This is a genomic window from Pantoea sp. ICBG 828 (assembly GCF_002928355.1).
Taxonomy (GTDB): Bacteria; Pseudomonadota; Gammaproteobacteria; order Enterobacterales; family Enterobacteriaceae; genus Pantoea; species Pantoea dispersa.
This window is the reverse complement of sequence record NZ_POWN01000004.1, coordinates 149,533-165,094: the sequence shown is the minus strand read 5'-3', so window position 1 is coordinate 165,094 and position 15,562 is coordinate 149,533. Positions and strand designations below refer to the sequence as shown.

13 protein-coding genes, 1 tRNA gene and 1 pseudogene are annotated in these 15,562 nt (G+C 51.9%); 10 read left to right on the top strand and 5 right to left on the bottom strand.

Annotated features, from left to right (window positions below):
- Nucleotides 1–147: 147 nt before the first annotated feature.
- On the bottom strand, nucleotides 148–507 hold the full coding sequence (gene folB, locus C1Y43_RS11315; protein WP_104188248.1) for a bifunctional dihydroneopterin aldolase/7,8-dihydroneopterin epimerase: 360 nt from the start codon (nucleotides 505–507) through the stop codon (nucleotides 148–150).
- A gap of 107 nt (nucleotides 508–614) precedes the next feature.
- Here folB and plsY point away from each other — a divergent pair, with 107 nt between their 5' ends.
- The gene (gene plsY / locus C1Y43_RS11310; protein WP_021509626.1) at nucleotides 615–1,214 is read left to right on the top strand and encodes a glycerol-3-phosphate 1-O-acyltransferase PlsY; all 600 of its coding nucleotides are present in this window, start codon (nucleotides 615–617) and stop codon (nucleotides 1,212–1,214) included.
- Nucleotides 1,215–1,244: 30 nt separating this feature from the next.
- Here the strand turns inward: plsY and tsaD are convergent, their stop codons facing one another.
- The gene (gene tsaD, locus C1Y43_RS11305) at nucleotides 1,245–2,258 is read right to left on the bottom strand and encodes a tRNA (adenosine(37)-N6)-threonylcarbamoyltransferase complex transferase subunit TsaD (protein ID WP_104188448.1); all 1,014 of its coding nucleotides are present in this window, start codon (nucleotides 2,256–2,258) and stop codon (nucleotides 1,245–1,247) included.
- A 281-nt stretch (nucleotides 2,259–2,539) separates the two neighbouring features.
- On the opposite strand from tsaD, the gene rpsU reads away from it, so the two are divergent.
- The 3 genes from rpsU to rpoD all read left to right on the top strand — a co-directional run bounded on the left by rpsU (nucleotide 2,540) and on the right by rpoD (nucleotide 6,843).
- Nucleotides 2,540–2,755: a 30S ribosomal protein S21 gene (gene rpsU / locus C1Y43_RS11300; RefSeq protein WP_001144069.1), complete on the top strand. Its 216-nt coding sequence runs from the start codon at nucleotides 2,540–2,542 to the stop codon at nucleotides 2,753–2,755.
- Nucleotides 2,756–2,873: 118 nt separating this feature from the next.
- On the top strand, nucleotides 2,874–4,619 hold the full coding sequence (gene dnaG, locus C1Y43_RS11295) for a DNA primase (RefSeq protein ID WP_021509629.1): 1,746 nt from the start codon (nucleotides 2,874–2,876) through the stop codon (nucleotides 4,617–4,619).
- Between the two features lie 379 nt (nucleotides 4,620–4,998).
- On the top strand, nucleotides 4,999–6,843 hold the full coding sequence (gene rpoD / locus C1Y43_RS11285; RefSeq protein ID WP_021509630.1) for an RNA polymerase sigma factor RpoD: 1,845 nt from the start codon (nucleotides 4,999–5,001) through the stop codon (nucleotides 6,841–6,843).
- Between the two features lie 48 nt (nucleotides 6,844–6,891).
- On the opposite strand, the gene C1Y43_RS11280 is transcribed toward rpoD, so the two are convergent.
- From C1Y43_RS11280 to C1Y43_RS11270, 3 genes are all read right to left on the bottom strand, one after another.
- Entirely contained in the window at nucleotides 6,892–7,653 is a 762-nt protein-coding gene (locus C1Y43_RS11280) for a substrate-binding domain-containing protein (RefSeq protein WP_104188244.1), read from the bottom strand.
- An 87-nt stretch (nucleotides 7,654–7,740) separates the two neighbouring features.
- Nucleotides 7,741–8,256, bottom strand: a complete 516-nt coding sequence (gene mug, locus C1Y43_RS11275; RefSeq protein WP_058771358.1) for a G/U mismatch-specific DNA glycosylase — start codon at nucleotides 8,254–8,256, stop codon at nucleotides 7,741–7,743.
- Nucleotides 8,253–8,840 carry a TetR/AcrR family transcriptional regulator gene (locus C1Y43_RS11270; protein ID WP_021509633.1) on the bottom strand — a complete coding sequence of 196 codons (588 nt, stop codon included), beginning with the start codon at nucleotides 8,838–8,840 and terminating at the stop codon, nucleotides 8,253–8,255. Before C1Y43_RS11270 ends, mug begins: the two co-directional genes overlap by 4 nt.
- A 136-nt stretch (nucleotides 8,841–8,976) precedes the next feature.
- Here C1Y43_RS11270 and C1Y43_RS11265 point away from each other — a divergent pair, with 136 nt between their 5' ends.
- From C1Y43_RS11265 to yjjJ, 6 genes and pseudogenes are all read left to right on the top strand, one after another.
- A complete protein-coding gene (locus C1Y43_RS11265; protein ID WP_104188243.1) occupies nucleotides 8,977–9,759 on the top strand; it encodes an SDR family oxidoreductase in 783 nt (260 codons plus the stop codon).
- A gap of 199 nt (nucleotides 9,760–9,958) precedes the next feature.
- Nucleotides 9,959–10,034: transfer RNA gene (locus C1Y43_RS11260), tRNA-Ile, on the top strand.
- Nucleotides 10,035–10,206: 172 nt separating this feature from the next.
- Nucleotides 10,207–10,692: a DUF2778 domain-containing protein gene (locus C1Y43_RS11255; RefSeq protein WP_104188241.1), complete on the top strand. Its 486-nt coding sequence runs from the start codon at nucleotides 10,207–10,209 to the stop codon at nucleotides 10,690–10,692.
- Between the two features lie 547 nt (nucleotides 10,693–11,239).
- Nucleotides 11,240–11,614: pseudogene (locus C1Y43_RS11245) on the top strand (tyrosine-type recombinase/integrase); the annotation flags it as partial.
- A 214-nt stretch (nucleotides 11,615–11,828) separates the two neighbouring features.
- Nucleotides 11,829–13,601, top strand: a complete 1,773-nt coding sequence (locus C1Y43_RS23630; protein ID WP_146068656.1) for a hypothetical protein — start codon at nucleotides 11,829–11,831, stop codon at nucleotides 13,599–13,601.
- Nucleotides 13,602–14,249: 648 nt separating this feature from the next.
- On the top strand, nucleotides 14,250–15,554 hold the full coding sequence (gene yjjJ / locus C1Y43_RS11235; protein ID WP_104188238.1) for a type II toxin-antitoxin system HipA family toxin YjjJ: 1,305 nt from the start codon (nucleotides 14,250–14,252) through the stop codon (nucleotides 15,552–15,554).
- Nucleotides 15,555–15,562: the final 8 nt, after the last annotated feature.

The window sequence follows — 15,562 nt, the reverse complement described above, 5'->3', positions numbered from 1 at the left end:
CGCACCGCTACCGCCTGAAATTATGCCTGCACCTTGCTGAAGGAAACCTTAAGGATTTCGGTCACTTCCCCTTCATCAGCGCAGCGGCCTCCACTGAGACACACCATAATTTGGTTTGGTTTCATTGTGATGGCAATCACGCAGGATTTATTTAGGAATAGTCCCGCGCTCAATTCTCACGCCCACGCTCGCCGCCTGGGCGACAGCCCCCGGTTTACCTACCTTCACGCGTACGCCAGGCGTTTTGAAACGATTCATCAACAGATCGGCGATTTCTTCTGCCACCCGTTCGACCAGCGCAAAACGCTGTCCCTGTAAATGATTGAGGATCGCTTCGGTGACATCGGCATAGCTCAGGCAGTGGTTCACATCGTCGCTTACCGCCGCCCGACGGTTGTCCCACGCCATTTCGACATCGAGCACCAGCTTCTGCTGCATGCCCTGTTCCCAGTCGTAAACGCCAATGGTGGTGAACACGGTGAGTTGTTCTATAAATACGATATCCATGATGTCACTCTCTGTTTTTGGCTTAGCCGGATACCACTTCCGGCGGATTATGCGTATTATCCACGCTTATCGAGAACAAAACGACCCAAAAGGAACGGTACGAAGCTATGAGTGCTATCGCGCTTGGTATGATTATTTTCGCGTATCTTTGCGGCTCGATTTCCAGTGCGATCCTGGTTTGTAAACTCGCTGGTTTACCCGATCCCCGCAGCGCAGGCTCTGGCAATCCAGGCGCCACCAACGTGTTACGTATTGGCGGTAAAGCCGCCGCTGCCGCGGTACTGATTTTCGACGTGGCGAAGGGAATGGTGCCGGTATGGATCGCCTGGTGGCTGCACGTCACGCCGATGTATCTTGGCCTCACGGCCATCGCCGCCTGCCTCGGCCATATCTATCCGGTGTTTTTCCGCTTTCGCGGCGGCAAAGGTGTGGCCACCGCGTTTGGGGCCATCGCGCCGATTGGCTGGGACCTGACCGGCCTGATGACCGGCACCTGGCTGCTGACGGTGCTGCTCAGCGGCTACTCATCGCTGGGCGCGATCGTCAGCGCGTTAATTGCCCCGTTTTATGTCTGGTGGTTTAAGCCGCAGTTCACCTTTCCGGTGTCGATGCTGTCATGCCTGATTTTGCTGCGCCATCACGACAATATTCAGCGCCTGTGGCGCGGTCAGGAAAACCGCGTGTGGAAGCGTAAAAAGAAGAAATAAAAAAACCGGCGCGCAGCCGGTTTTTTATTATCAGATGGCCGGTAATTCCGCCAGCGGCCAGCGTGGCCGCACGCTGACACCCAGCTCACCGCGCGTGCCGCCTTTCAGCCGCACCATGCCGGCATAGGCAATCATCGCGCCGTTGTCGGTGCAGAACTCCGGACGGGCATAAAACACCTCGCCGCCGCGCGCGCTCATCATGATTGCCATGCGTTCACGCAGCGTGCGGTTGGCGCTCACGCCGCCGGCAATCACCAGGCGTTTGAAGCCGGTCTGCTCCAGCGCACGCTTGCATTTGATCATCAGCGTGTCCACTACCGCATCTTCAAAGGCGCGGGCGATATCGGCGCGCGCCTGTTCGTCACCGTCATGTTCGCGAATGGTATTCGCCGCAAAGGTTTTCAGGCCAGAGAAGCTGAAGTCCAGCCCCGGACGATCGGTCATCGGACGCGGGAACTTAAAGCGATCCGGCGTGCCCTGCTGTGCCATGCGCGACAGCATCGGGCCGCCCGGATAATCCAGCCCTAGCAGCTTGGCAGTTTTATCGAACGCTTCCCCGGCGGCATCATCAATCGATTCGCCCAGCAGCGTATATTCACCAATGCCGGTGACGCTGATCAGCTGCGTGTGGCCGCCGGAGACCAGCAGTGCCACGAACGGGAATTCCGGTGGGTTGTCTTCCAGCATCGGCGCCAGCAGATGGCCTTCCATGTGATGCACCGGCACCGCCGGCACGTTCCAGGCGAACGCCAGCGCGCGGCCAATGGTGGCGCCAACCAGCAGCGCACCGACCAGGCCGGGACCGGCAGTGTACGCCACGGCGTCAATCTCTCCGGCCTGTAAGTCCGCCTGTTTCAGCGCGGCCTGGATCAGCGGCACGGTTTTCCGCACGTGATCGCGCGAGGCCAGTTCCGGCACCACGCCACCGTAATCCGCATGTAATTTCACCTGGCTATATAATTGATTCGCCAGCAGACCGGACGCATCGTCATAAATCGCGATGCCGGTTTCATCGCAGGACGTTTCAATACCCAGAACTCGCATAGCTTTATCACCCTCTTCTTGCGGCGCGCAGTGTAGCACAGGCCGGCTGACGCCTGCGCCCTTCCGCACGCGAAAAAGTGTTTTTCTGTCGCGCAAAGAGTGCGCTATACTCCACGGCCTGAAAAAACCGGCAGCCGCACAGGCAAACGCTCCTGTTGGTTCTAAATTGTCCATGGTGCTTTACAAGCCAGCCGCGCCTGGAGTAAAATGCTGCACCATTTTGAAAAGTGCTGGCGCCGCAGTCAGCAGCAAAAACCGAATTTTATCGAGGTGAGAGTTACATGCCGGTAATTAAAGTACGTGAAAACGAGCCATTCGACGTAGCACTGCGTCGCTTCAAGCGTTCCTGCGAGAAAGCAGGCGTTCTGGCTGAAGTTCGTCGTCGTGAGTTCTATGAAAAACCAACGACTGAACGTAAGCGCGCTAAAGCGTCTGCTGTTAAGCGTCACGCCAAGAAACTGGCTCGCGAAAACGCACGCCGCACTCGTCTGTACTAATTTCTTTCGGAAGTTCGCTTCCGCCGCGTGTTAAACGCAGACAGAGTCAAGTAAGAGGCCGTGCTTTCCGAAAGGAAGCGCGGCTTGTTGCCGTTTATGAGCTGAAAAACCGGGGCTTATGGCTGGACGAATTCCACGCGTATTTATCAATGATTTACTTGCCCGCACGGACATCGTGGATCTTATCGATGCCCGCGTTAAGCTGAAAAAGCAGGGTAAGAACTATCACGCGTGCTGTCCTTTCCATAACGAAAAAACCCCCTCTTTCACCGTAAGCGGCGAAAAGCAGTTCTACTACTGCTTTGGCTGTGGTGCCAAAGGCAACGCCATCGACTTCCTGATGAATCACGATCGTCTGGATTTCGTTGAGAGCGTTGAGGAACTTGCCACGCAGCACGGCTTAGAAGTGCCGTACGAAGCGGGCAACGGTCCGAGCCCGATGGAGCGCCACCAGCGCCAGAGCCTGTATCAGCTGCTGGAAGGTTTAGACAGCTTTTATCAGCAGAGCCTGCGCAATCCGCAGGCAAAATCAGCACAACAGTATCTCGCCACACGCGGGCTGAGCCAGCAGGTGATCGATCACTTTGCTATTGGCTATGCGCCAGCCGGCTGGGACAACGTCCTGAAGCGTTTCGGTCAGCAGAAAGAAGATCGTGAATCGCTGATGGAAGCGGGCATGCTGGTCAGCAATGACAGCGGCCGTACCTACGATCGTTTCCGCGATCGCGTGATGTTTCCGATTCGCGATAAGCGCGGACGCGTGATTGGTTTTGGTGGCCGCGTGCTGGGCAACGATACGCCCAAGTACCTGAACTCACCGGAAACACCGATTTTCCATAAAGGCCGCCAGCTGTACGGCCTGTATGAAGCGCAAAAAAATCATCCGCAACCGGCGCGTCTGCTGGTGGTGGAAGGCTATATGGACGTGGTTGCGCTGGCGCAGTTCGGCATTGATTATGCTGTCGCCTCGCTGGGCACCTCGACCACAGCGGAACATATCCAGCTTTTGTTCCGCTCGACCGATAACGTGATCTGCTGCTACGACGGCGACCGCGCCGGTCGTGAAGCTGCATGGCGTGCGCTGGAAACCGCATTGCCTTACATGAATGACGGTCGTCAGCTACGCTTTATGTTTTTGCCCGACGGCGAAGACCCGGATACCCTGGTGCGTAAAGAGGGCAAAGCAGCATTCGAAGCGCGGATGGAGCAGGCTATGCCGCTCTCCACGTTTCTGTTCGACAGCCTGATGCCGCAGGTGGATCTGAGTACGCGCGACGGCCGTACCAAGCTGGCGACGCTGGCGCTGCCGCTGATCAGCCAGATTCCGGGCGAAACGCTGCGGATTTATATGCGTCAGACGCTGGGTAATAAACTCGGCATTCTGGACGATAACCAGTTAGACAAGCTGATGCCGAAGCAGGCGGAAAGCGGTACCGCGCCGGTGGCGCCACCGATGAAACGCACCACCATGCGCGTGCTGATTGCGTTGCTGGTGCAGAATCCGCAATTTGCCGCCATCGTGCCTGCGCTGGACGGGCTGGAGCAGTCTAAATTAGCGGGATTGCCGCTGTTTGTGGAGTTAGTCCGCCGTTGTACTGAGAATCCTGGCCTGACCACCGGACAGCTACTAGAGTTATATCGCGGGACAGAATTTAGCCAGCCCCTTGAAACACTGGCCACCTGGAACCACATGATCGTAGATGACGAAGCGGAAGAAGTGTTCCAGGACTCGCTGGCAAGCATCTATGATGCTGCGCTGGAGCAGCGCCTCGAAGCACTGATTGCGCGCGACCGGACTGAAGGCCTGAGCGCCGCCGAACGCCGTGAATTCTGGGCATTAAGCCAGGCATTAGCCAAAAAATAAGATTTTATCGGGTCAGAATGATGAAGGCTGATAACGCCGCCCTTCTTGCCTGATGTTTCTGGTTTATGGACGCTGTAAGCGAAGCCGGAAGCAATGCATACATACCATAGGCGTTAACGTCGCTGTCAGTTTCAAGGCTGCCAGCACGCAGCAACCGGAGCGTACTGGCGTACGTGAGGGATTGCGAGCACTGCCAGCATTGAAAATGGCAAGTGAGTTAGCGCCGGACAGAATATTAAGCGGCTTAAGTGCCGATTTACGATGGGCCAAAGCCCTGGCCGCGTTGAAGGCAGCGGCAAAAATACAACGCCTTCACTGTTATAGTTGGCTCGCTGCCGACCGACACCAATCTAATTAACAGAAGTGTGGATACCGTCTTATGGAGCAAAACCCGCAGTCACAGCTTAAGCTGCTTGTCACCCGTGGTAAGGAGCAGGGCTATCTGACCTATGCTGAGGTCAATGACCATCTGCCGGAAGATATCGTCGACTCCGATCAGATCGAAGACATCATCCAAATGATCAACGATATGGGTATTCAGGTGGTGGAAGAAGCCCCGGATGCCGATGATCTGATGCTGAATGAAAACAGCACCGATACTGACGAAGATGCCGCGGAAGCTGCCGCTCAGGTATTATCCAGCGTTGAATCTGAAATTGGCCGTACCACCGACCCGGTACGCATGTACATGCGTGAAATGGGTACCGTTGAGCTGCTGACGCGCGAAGGCGAAATCGACATCGCCAAGCGTATCGAAGACGGTATCAACCAGGTGCAATGCTCTGTCGCCGAATACCCGGAAGCAATCACCTACCTGCTCGATCAGTACGATCGCGTTGAAGCGGGCGAGTCACGCCTGTCTGACCTGATCACCGGTTTCGTCGATCCGAACGCCGAGGAAGATCTGGCACCAACCGCGACCCACGTTGGTTCTGAGCTATCGGAAGAAGACCGCGACGACGACGAAGAGGAAGACGAAGAGAGCGACGACGACAGCTCCGACGACGATAACTCTATCGATCCGGAACTGGCGCGCGAGAAGTTTAACGACCTGCGTACGCAGTACGAAACCACGCGCACCGTGATCAAAGCCAAAGGCCGCAGCCATGCGGACGCCGTGGCCGAGATCAACAATCTCTCTGAAGTGTTCAAACAGTTCCGCCTGGTGCCGAAGCAGTTCGACTACCTGGTGAACAACATGCGTGAAATGATGGAGCGCGTGCGCACGCAAGAGCGCCTGATCATGAAGCTGTGTGTTGAACTGTGCAAAATGCCGAAGAAAAACTTCATCACCCTGTTTACCGGTAATGAAACCAGTGAGAGCTGGTTCAAAGCGGCACTGGCCATGAACAAACCGTGGTCGGAAAAACTGCAGGAAGTGGAAGAAGACGTCATGCGTTCGCTGCAGAAACTGCTGCAGATTGAAGAAGAGACCGGCCTGACCATTGAGCAGGTGAAAGACATCAACCGTCGTATGTCGATCGGCGAAGCCAAAGCGCGTCGTGCGAAGAAAGAGATGGTTGAGGCTAACCTGCGTCTGGTGATCTCCATCGCCAAGAAGTACACCAACCGTGGCCTGCAGTTCCTCGACCTGATTCAGGAAGGCAACATCGGTCTGATGAAAGCGGTGGATAAGTTTGAATATCGCCGTGGCTATAAGTTCTCAACTTACGCCACCTGGTGGATCCGTCAGGCTATCACCCGTTCCATCGCCGACCAGGCGCGTACCATCCGTATTCCGGTGCATATGATTGAGACCATTAACAAACTCAACCGTATTTCGCGCCAGATGCTGCAGGAGATGGGCCGCGAGCCGACGCCGGAAGAGCTGGCCGAGCGCATGCTGATGCCGGAAGATAAAATCCGTAAGGTGCTGAAAATCGCTAAAGAGCCGATCTCCATGGAGACGCCGATTGGTGATGATGAAGATTCGCATCTGGGCGACTTTATCGAAGACACCACGCTGGAGCTGCCGCTGGATTCCGCGACTTCGGAAAGCCTGCGTTCAGCCACCCACGACGTGCTGGCTGGCCTGACCGCGCGTGAAGCTAAAGTCCTGCGTATGCGTTTCGGTATCGATATGAATACCGACCACACGCTGGAAGAGGTGGGCAAACAGTTTGACGTAACGCGTGAGCGTATCCGTCAGATTGAAGCCAAAGCGCTGCGTAAACTGCGCCATCCGAGCCGCTCGGAAGTGCTGCGTAGCTTCCTCGACGATTAATCGTCCTGGTCAGTAAAAACCCCGGCTTGCCGGGGTTTTTTATTGCCTTCAGTATGGCGTCAGCCCTTTCTCCTGCATCACGCTGCGCGCCTTGTCGCTCTGCAGGTATTTCACGAACTTCGCCGCGGCCTGCTGCTGCTGGCTGCTGCGCGTGATCACCGCACCGTACAGCGTATCCTGCTGTGCCGCCGGCGGAATCAGTCCCACGATAGTAATGCCTTTCACCGCCTTCAGCTCGCTGTTCTGCTGGAAGCCCAGCTCGGCTTTGCCCTGCGCGACCGCCTCACCCACCGGCGTGGCCGGAATCACGGTGATCTTCGCCGCCGTTTTCGGGCCCAGCTGCAGCTTATCCAGCATCTTGCTCTGAATATATTTGCCGCTGGCGCTGTCAGACACGGCGATACTTGAGGCGGTGGTCAGCACCTGTTTGAACTTCGCGACGGTACTGATATCCGGCGGCGTGGTGCCCTGCTTCACCGCCATGGCGATGTACGAGTGCGCCAGCACCTGATGACTGGCGCTATCCACCCATTTCGCCTGCTCCAGCGGCTTGATGGCGTAATCCACCATTACCAGCACATCGGCGCTTTCATGGCGTTTAAGGCGATTAGGAATCGCCTGCGGCGTGTCCCCCATCGACGGCGCCGCTTCCAGCTCAATGCTGTCACCGCTCTGCTGCTGATAATCCTGCTTCAGGCTTTCAATCACCGGGTACATACCGCCGGAACTGAATACCTTCAGCGTTGCGGCCTGGACGCCCGGTTGCGCCGCCAGCAGCAGTGCCGCCAAAACCATGGTGCGTTGCTTCATCTCCCTGCTCCTTTTTTGCGTGGAGCATCCGGTGTAGCCAGAAACAAAACGATGAACAACGTTATTACCTGATGAAACAGAGCCAGCTCACGCCTTATTCTGTAACCAATCATGAAGCTGTCGATAAGCGGCGACCATCTCCTCCAGCGAAGCACGGTTTAATCCGCTGGGATTGGGCAGCACCCATAAACGGGTTTCGCCCAGCAGCTGCGGCTGCTCGCCCCACGCCACGTTGCGCTGACGAAACGCCTTCTGAAACGCATCCTTACCCAGCACCGCCAGCGCGCGCGGCTGAAAGCGCAGCACCTTTTCCTGCAGACGCGCGCCGCCGTCACGCAGCTCCGCGCCCGCCAGCTCGCTGGCCTGAATGGTGGGGCGCTCTACCAGCATGGTGATGCCGCAGCCGGTCTCCAGCAGCCGCTGTTCCTGCTCCGGCAGCAGCTGCTCGCGGGTGAATCCGGCCTGATGGATGACCTTCCAGAAGCGGTTGCCGGGATGCGCAAAGTGAAAACCGGTATGCGCCGAGGATTTACCCGGATTGATGCCACAGAACAGCACCTGTAAATCGGGCGCGATGATGTCACGGATGTCGTGATCGCTCATGCTGTCACCAGCCCGGCGCGCAGTTTAACTGCCTGACGCGTCACCTCCAGCATCTGGCGCGCTTCCGCTTCATCGGTGCAGGCGCGCGCCAGCGCCAGTGCACCGACCATTTCGGCCTGCATGCTGCTGGCGATGCTCTCCGCCTGCGCATGTCCCAGCTGCTGCAGCGCCTGCACCAGCTGACGCCGCACCGCTTCGCGCTTCGCTGAAAACAGCGCCCGCGCATCCGGCGGTAAATGCGCCACTTCGCTGACCAGCGCCGGTATCGGACAGCCCTCGCCCGGCGCGCCACAGTGCTGGTCCGACAGATAGCGGTCGATCCACTGATTCAGCCGTTCAGCCGGATCCTCAATCGCCAGCACGGCGGCAAAACGCTGCGCCGAGTCGGCAAACATCTCGCTAATCACCGCTTCGACCAGCGCTTCACGCGAGGCAAAGTGCGCATAAAACCCACCGTGCGTCAGGCCGACGCGCTTCATCAGCGCTGCCACGCCAATGCCTTCGGTGCCGCATTCGCGCATCACCACCGCCGCTTCTTCCAGAATGCGCTGCCGCGTGCGCGCCTTATGGCTTAGCTTTTCCATCGGTTGTTACCCTGCTCATCGTTAATGGCAATCAGTGTAATTATTACGATCGTCATATTCCAGCTTGACGATAGATATGATGATCGTCATATTATCAGCACACCAATATGACGACCATCATACAGAGGGCTTTTCCATGTCACACCAACTGGCTTTAATCACCGGCGCTTCCAGCGGTATCGGCGCAACTTACGCTAAACAGCTGGCCGCACGCGGCAACGACCTGATTCTGGTGGCGCGCGATGCTGCACGTCTGAGCGCACTGGCGCAGTCGCTGCGTGAGGCGCACGACGTGGAAGTCAGCGTGCTGGCCGCGGACCTGACGCGCCATGAGGATCTGGTGCGTATTGATCGCGAGCTGCGGAACAATACGCGTATTACCACGCTGATCAACAATGCGGGCATGACGGTGGAAGGCGAGTTTATCGACGCCAGCATCGACCAGACGCAAACCATGCTGGCACTGAACGTGGTGGCGCTGACGCAGCTTTCTCACACGGCCGCACAGGTTTTCCGCAGCCGCAACGCGGGCACCATCGTGAACGTGGCGTCGGTACTGGCGCTGGTCAACGAGCAGGCAAACGGGGCCTACAATGCGACGAAAGCCTTTGTGCTCTCGCTGACGCGTAATATGCAGCGCGAGCTGGCGGGCCACAACGTACGCGTGCAGGCGCTGCTGCCGGGCCTGACGCGCACCGAAATCTTTCAGCGCACCGGGCGCTCGGTGGATGACCTGCCGGCAGAGATGGTGATGGAGGTCGATGACTTAGTCGCCGCCGCACTGCGCGGTCTGGATGACGGTGAAGCGATCACCATTCCTTCGGTAGAAGATATGGGCCTGTGGCAAAGCTTTGAGCAGGCGCGCGGCGCCATCCTGCCGTTTATCTCGCTGAATAAGCCTGCCTCTCGCTATCGCTGAACCTGCGCATCCGGAGACAAGGCAGCAGCAAGCCTTGTCTCAAAAACGCGACAGCAGTGGGCGCTTATTGTCCGCTTCTGCCGGGGTTGCGGGATTTTTTCCTGTGAGATCAAGGACTCAGTGATTGCGGGAATTTTCACCAACCGATTGAGCAACGCTGGATCGCCCCACCGAGATACTTTATAATCCCCGCTCCGCTGGCCCCTTAGCTCAGTGGTTAGAGCAGGCGACTCATAATCGCTTGGTCGCTGGTTCAAACCCAGCAGGGGCCACCAAATATTCATAAAATCATGTATTTAAATCACTTTCCTAGTGATCCCCCCCGTCCTCTCTTTGGATGGTGCCGCTTTAAATATATGTAACTACAAAGCCTGACCAGACTAATCGCTTAAAATGATTGAATGGTGATTAGTAAGCTTATGAAATGACTTAACAAAAGGAATCGTTATGTCTTACAGCTGCTATCTGTTATTAAATCGTCGTGAAATGACTTCACTCAATTGTCCGGGCATTGGTGTTTTTCCCGCGTTTTCAGGCCAGAAAGATGGCCGTAATAATCCTGATAAAACTCATGTCCCCGATATTGGCCCATTAGTGCGCGGACGTTATTACATTGTTGAGCGGCCATCAGGTGGAAGATTAGGTCCCTGGCGTGAGAGGTTTTTGAAAGAAATATACGGAACGGATCGGACTACCTGGTTTGGTCTTTACCGCGATGACGGCAAAATTGATGATTACACGTTTGTGGAGGGCGTCAGACGTGGGAATTTCAGGCTCCATCCCATAGGACCGCTCGGTCTTAGCGAGGGCTGTATTACACTTGCTCATCCTATCCAGTTTCAGTACATGCGCGATATGTTCCTGCGCGCCGGCCCCACTCTCAATATTCCAGGTAGTCAATTGAAAGCCTATGGAACGGTAAAGGTGTACTGATGATGCGTATTATTTTACTCATTTTGTTATTTATCATCTGTTGCGTGGCAATCTCTAAAGCGATCGCGTTATTAGTTCCTGCATCAATATTTTATTCAATCGCCAACGCCCTGCAGATCTATGGTGATGAGTCGGTTATTGATTTTATATTAATAGTCAATATTTCTATATCAATTCTGCTTTCTCTAATACTGGTAATCCTTCTAAAGCGTAAAAAATGAAGATAAGAGGCTCCGGAGCTAGGTTCCATCAACTGAGAGCCGGTTTAAGAGATTTTTAAAGGTGTTGTCTTTGCTGCAGTCACCCACTGTGCAATAGCGCTCAGCCCAGTAGTATAAAATAGTATCGCATTGAGAATTTGTTATTAACCTTTTCGTAATCGACTGATTAAAAACAACTTTGTCGCACCTCAACTATCGCGTGATAATGCTTTTACCAATAATTTTCTTGAGATCATATAACTATTTTTTGGTGAAAATTATATGCAGAGCGAGATAGCTTTTGAATTGTAGAAGTCTTTTCGAACATAAAATGCTGTTTTAGGGAGAATGAGATCCGATCGGGCCAGATAATCTATGAAAAAACTGAGCTAAAGGTAAGCCAGGCGGTGCCGATAACTGGAAATTGCAGGCTCAACTGCCATTCAGCAGGAAAGCGCAGGTGCTCTTTAAACCTTGCTATTCAGCGTTTAGGAAGGCTTTGCAACGCGCAGGAATCGAGACCGCCTGCTGGACAGCTGAAAAATGTTTTGCGTCACACCTTCGCCTCACACTTCATGATGAACGCTGGCAATATTATTGTGCTTCAGCGTATATTGGGATATACCGATATCAAAGTGACGATGAGGTACGCACACTTTGCACCCGACCATTTATATGAAGCCACCAAACTCAACTCTCTATTTCGAATGGAATTAGTATGAAATTTAAATTAAAGCTTAATAGGTCATTTGAGATTAAATTTTTAAAAAATAGTGACACTCACGTGTCTTTTTCATTTATTTATTATAGAAAATTAAAAAAGCCCGTCCACCAATAATAAAATAAACCCAAATGAATTTACTTTTGAAGTGATAATTAAAACTTAACGATCACATTACAGAGTATGATTTAACAACTAAAAATAAAGAGATTTAAATGATTAGAATTAGTTTGAACAGAAAAACGTCTTATTTGGATTTGCTTTTTATATTCATATGTCTTTGGACAATTACCTCAATAGGGTCGCAAGTTCAGTTTTACATATTTAAATTTATAAGTAGTGATAGCTCCAATCTTTATGGAAGCGCGTTTGAAGAAGCAATTACTAAAATGCCCACCCTTAACGCTTATATTTCATCCAGTTACTCGTTAACAAATAACTTTAACTACATCCCTGTACTTTTGGTTATTATATCATCGCTATTTTTTCGATCATCGGTGCAAATATTTCTTTCATGCATATTAAGCTCTATATTATCCTTGACTGTTACTGATGCAATAGTTCTTTATACAAGCGATGCATTGACTGCTAAAAGCATGGTTGAATGCATTATTGCGAATGCTATCGGCTCTTCTGTCATTGCAATGTTTTTAGTATTTCTTTATTACATTAAATATTCCCTATTGAGATTAAATAGTATCAACCTTCCTCTCCGGCATGTGATCAGTTATATATGTTATGCCTTAACCTGCCTAATTATGTTAACTATAAGCTACTACGTAATTTGTCTCTTTTATCGGCCCACAAATGTAAACTTCTCAGTATCAACTTCTGAGAACCTTTCTGGGAATTACTTTTTAACATCAAAAATAAACTCATCTGATAATATTAAAGAAAATAAAAACAGAGAAAAATTTTCGATCTTAGAAAATCCTTTTGAAATTAAAAATGAGCTACAAGTCTTTGGTAAGATAGACGAAATAAAATCCAACCTCAAAGAAAACCAATCTTATAATTTAGCTATTACACTTTTATTCAACTGCATAGATAGCTACCACATAAAAAAACCTCTTTCAAAATCAATACAGTATGACAATGTTAGGTCATTTTCTATAAAACCATCCGAATCGATGTCAATTATTCGATTTGATGATAAATCTGGCCACGCCATGAGCAACGATGAACTTGTAAACATGTTCTCTGCAGAACGTAATGAAAAGGGCACCTATACACTAAATAAAATAACCGATGGGAAAACAATATATTTTCCATCCAATTCAGGAGCAGGTTTTTACATTGCCACTCCAGTGATCGAATATCCTAAGAATTATAATAAAAAAATCATAAAATTTACACTATCTATAAATGGAATTGACAAAGAAATTAATATAGAAGCCGAAAGATTACGCACAAAAAATATAGACCAGCAACTTAAATGTGAAATAGTTAACATGAACAACATCAGTCCTTCAGTCAACATTAAAGAAAATGATGCTGTTTTAGCTGGCCTTCTTGTCAAATTAGAACCGTCGGATATTGATGAATATTACAACCCGACTATTGATAGTGAAGGAAATAACATCGAAATAAAAGGAGGTTTGATTTACAATACAATCGAGAGTGTCACAAAAGAAGAGTTATTTAAAAGATATATTTCAAATGGTTATGCAGACGGATTTATTCTTCACTCTTTTGATAAGCTATCTTTGGATGGAAAAAATATTGAATCCAACAAAATGGATAATATAATGTTTATAGGCGATGACCTTTATGCCTATACATCAACTGATAATAATTTAGTCATATCGGGAAATGCTTACCTTTTTTATAAAAACAGTTTACGCCAAAACAAAACACTATGGGAATACTCTAATGATAACACACTAATATTCAGTGGGATTGGAGTAATACTTTTAAGCATCCTAGTGTGGAGTCTTAATAAATTCATCTCTATGCTTCGCCGAGATGAAGTTATTAACGTTTTGTAAGGTGGCCTGCTAAGTAGAGTATTGCCTCAATCTCGCGCATCTTTCGACAGTTCTATTTGTAGTAATCCTGATTCCGTAGGATTAAAAGAAGTAGATTCATACTAAAAAAAAGTGGCAGCAGAGCGCAACGCTATGTGCCACTTTTCATCACTATTCAGCCTAAAGAAAACATAAAAATTAGTAAGTTACTGATTAATCTTACTTCAAATTGGGACTCATAATCGCTTGTTCAGTGGTTCTAACTTAGCGAAGGCCGCCAATAACTTGTTCATCTGATTTACTTAAGTCACCCTTAAACAGGTGGCTTTGCTATTTTGATTTCAACAATAGCGATACAAGGTCAGCGTTTTTTGCTGATACAGTTAAAACTCCAATGCGCAGCCCCCTTCCCGTTTTCAACCTGACATCACCTGTTTTGCCTGCCTTTCCGGCTCATACTGCCTCACGCTGTTGTTGTGTTAACAACCACCTCTTACGACAACGACACCGCAATCCACCTCGCTAAACTTCATGCAGCCTAAACTCCCCACAGAACCACACATTTTGCACACCAGGCGCAGTACATCCCAGTGACTCCTCTCTGCTTACCTGCTAGATTAACTATTCAAAAACCTATTCACCTATCTATTCATAAAGTGATTCAACACTATGTCCACGCATGCGGAAACCGTACGCCAGCTTCTCTATAGCGGGCCGATGGCAGGAAGGCAACTCACTAAAAAAATGGGTATAAGCCAGCCTACGCTTTCCCGTGCGATTAGAGAACTGGGTGATGACATCGTCAAAATCGGGGCGGGTCCATCTATTCAATATGCCCTGCGGGATACGTTTCGCGGATTCCGATCGGCTCCGATTTATCGCGTTACCGATGAAGGGCAAATCAAACCTCTCGGCGAGCTGATTCCGGTTCGTCCAGAGGGATTTGTGATGGTGCAGGCGGACCAGAAAAGCTTTCACAGCGACGGGCTGCCGTGGTGGCTGTTTGACATGCGACCGCAGGGCTATCTCGGCAGAGCGTATGCCTCAACTTATGCCAGCGGGCTCGGTCTGCCGGCGAATCCCGAACAATGGGCGGACGCAGATGTCGTCAGAGCGCTGCTGGCGCAAGGTCATGATGCGGTCGGCAACCTGCTGATCGGCGAGCAGGCGCGCAGCCGTTTTCTGGAAATGCCCGAACCAACACCCGTGGAGCGCGCGACGGCGTATCCCGAACTGGCGCGGGCTGCGGGCGCTGGTGAGGTGCCGGGCTCATCTGCGGGTGGCGAGCAGCCAAAATTCTGCACCTATACCGAACGCGGTCATGTGCTGGTGAAATTCACCGCAGCAGATGACAACCCAGTCAGTGAACGCTGGCGCGATCTGCTGATGGCTGAGCATCTGGCCCTGAAAGTGCTGGGTGTAGAGACCGACGTGTTTGATATTAAAGGGCAGCGCTTCCTCGAAATCCCCCGCTTCGATCGGGTGGGCAAAATGGGCCGTATCGGCGTGTTTTCGCTGCGCGCGCTTGATGCAGAGTTCGTCGGCAATGCCAGCGCAAGCTGGCCGGTCCTCGTCAACCATCTTGTGGCGGAAAAGTGTGTCCATTCTGAGGCCGCTAATAGTACGGCCCGGCTTTGGGCATTCGGCATGCTGATCGGCAATACCGACATGCACGCCGGTAACCTGTCATTCATCAGTCGCCATGGCCGTCCTTATCACCTCGCGCCGGCTTACGACATTCTGCCGATGGGCTTTGCGCCCAGAGCGGGCGGCGCCATCGTGAATACGCTGCGGCCAGCGTCACTGCCGGAAGTGGTCAGCAGCGATATATGGCGGGAAGCGCTGGCTTTGGCGGAGGAATTTTTGTCTCTGACGAACAGTTGCGATGGCTTCTCAGATCGTTTTGCGCCGTGCCTCGCCGCGTTACAACAGCATCTGGATGACGCCCGAGCGCGCATCGCCCGACTGGGCTAAGCGCGTTT

Bases quoted from the DNA above. Each gene is read 5' to 3' on its own strand.
- C1Y43_RS11265 (WP_104188243.1), top strand. From the start codon at position 8,977: ATGTCACACCAACTGGCTTTAATCACCGGCGCTTCCAGCGGTATCGGC.
- plsY (WP_021509626.1), top strand. From the start codon at position 615: ATGAGTGCTATCGCGCTTGGTATGATTATTTTCGCGTATCTTTGCGGC.
- C1Y43_RS11255 (WP_104188241.1), top strand. From the start codon at position 10,207: ATGTCTTACAGCTGCTATCTGTTATTAAATCGTCGTGAAATGACTTCA.
- folB (WP_104188248.1), bottom strand. From the start codon at position 507: ATGGATATCGTATTTATAGAACAACTCACCGTGTTCACCACCATTGGC.
- C1Y43_RS11280 (WP_104188244.1), bottom strand. From the start codon at position 7,653: ATGAAGCAACGCACCATGGTTTTGGCGGCACTGCTGCTGGCGGCGCAA.
- rpoD (WP_021509630.1), top strand. From the start codon at position 4,999: ATGGAGCAAAACCCGCAGTCACAGCTTAAGCTGCTTGTCACCCGTGGT.
- mug (WP_058771358.1), bottom strand. From the start codon at position 8,256: ATGAGCGATCACGACATCCGTGACATCATCGCGCCCGATTTACAGGTG.
- yjjJ (WP_104188238.1), top strand. From the start codon at position 14,250: ATGTCCACGCATGCGGAAACCGTACGCCAGCTTCTCTATAGCGGGCCG.
- rpsU (WP_001144069.1), top strand. From the start codon at position 2,540: ATGCCGGTAATTAAAGTACGTGAAAACGAGCCATTCGACGTAGCACTG.
- tsaD (WP_104188448.1), bottom strand. From the start codon at position 2,258: ATGCGAGTTCTGGGTATTGAAACGTCCTGCGATGAAACCGGCATCGCG.
- dnaG (WP_021509629.1), top strand. From the start codon at position 2,874: ATGGCTGGACGAATTCCACGCGTATTTATCAATGATTTACTTGCCCGC.
- C1Y43_RS23630 (WP_146068656.1), top strand. From the start codon at position 11,829: ATGATTAGAATTAGTTTGAACAGAAAAACGTCTTATTTGGATTTGCTT.
- C1Y43_RS11270 (WP_021509633.1), bottom strand. From the start codon at position 8,840: ATGGAAAAGCTAAGCCATAAGGCGCGCACGCGGCAGCGCATTCTGGAA.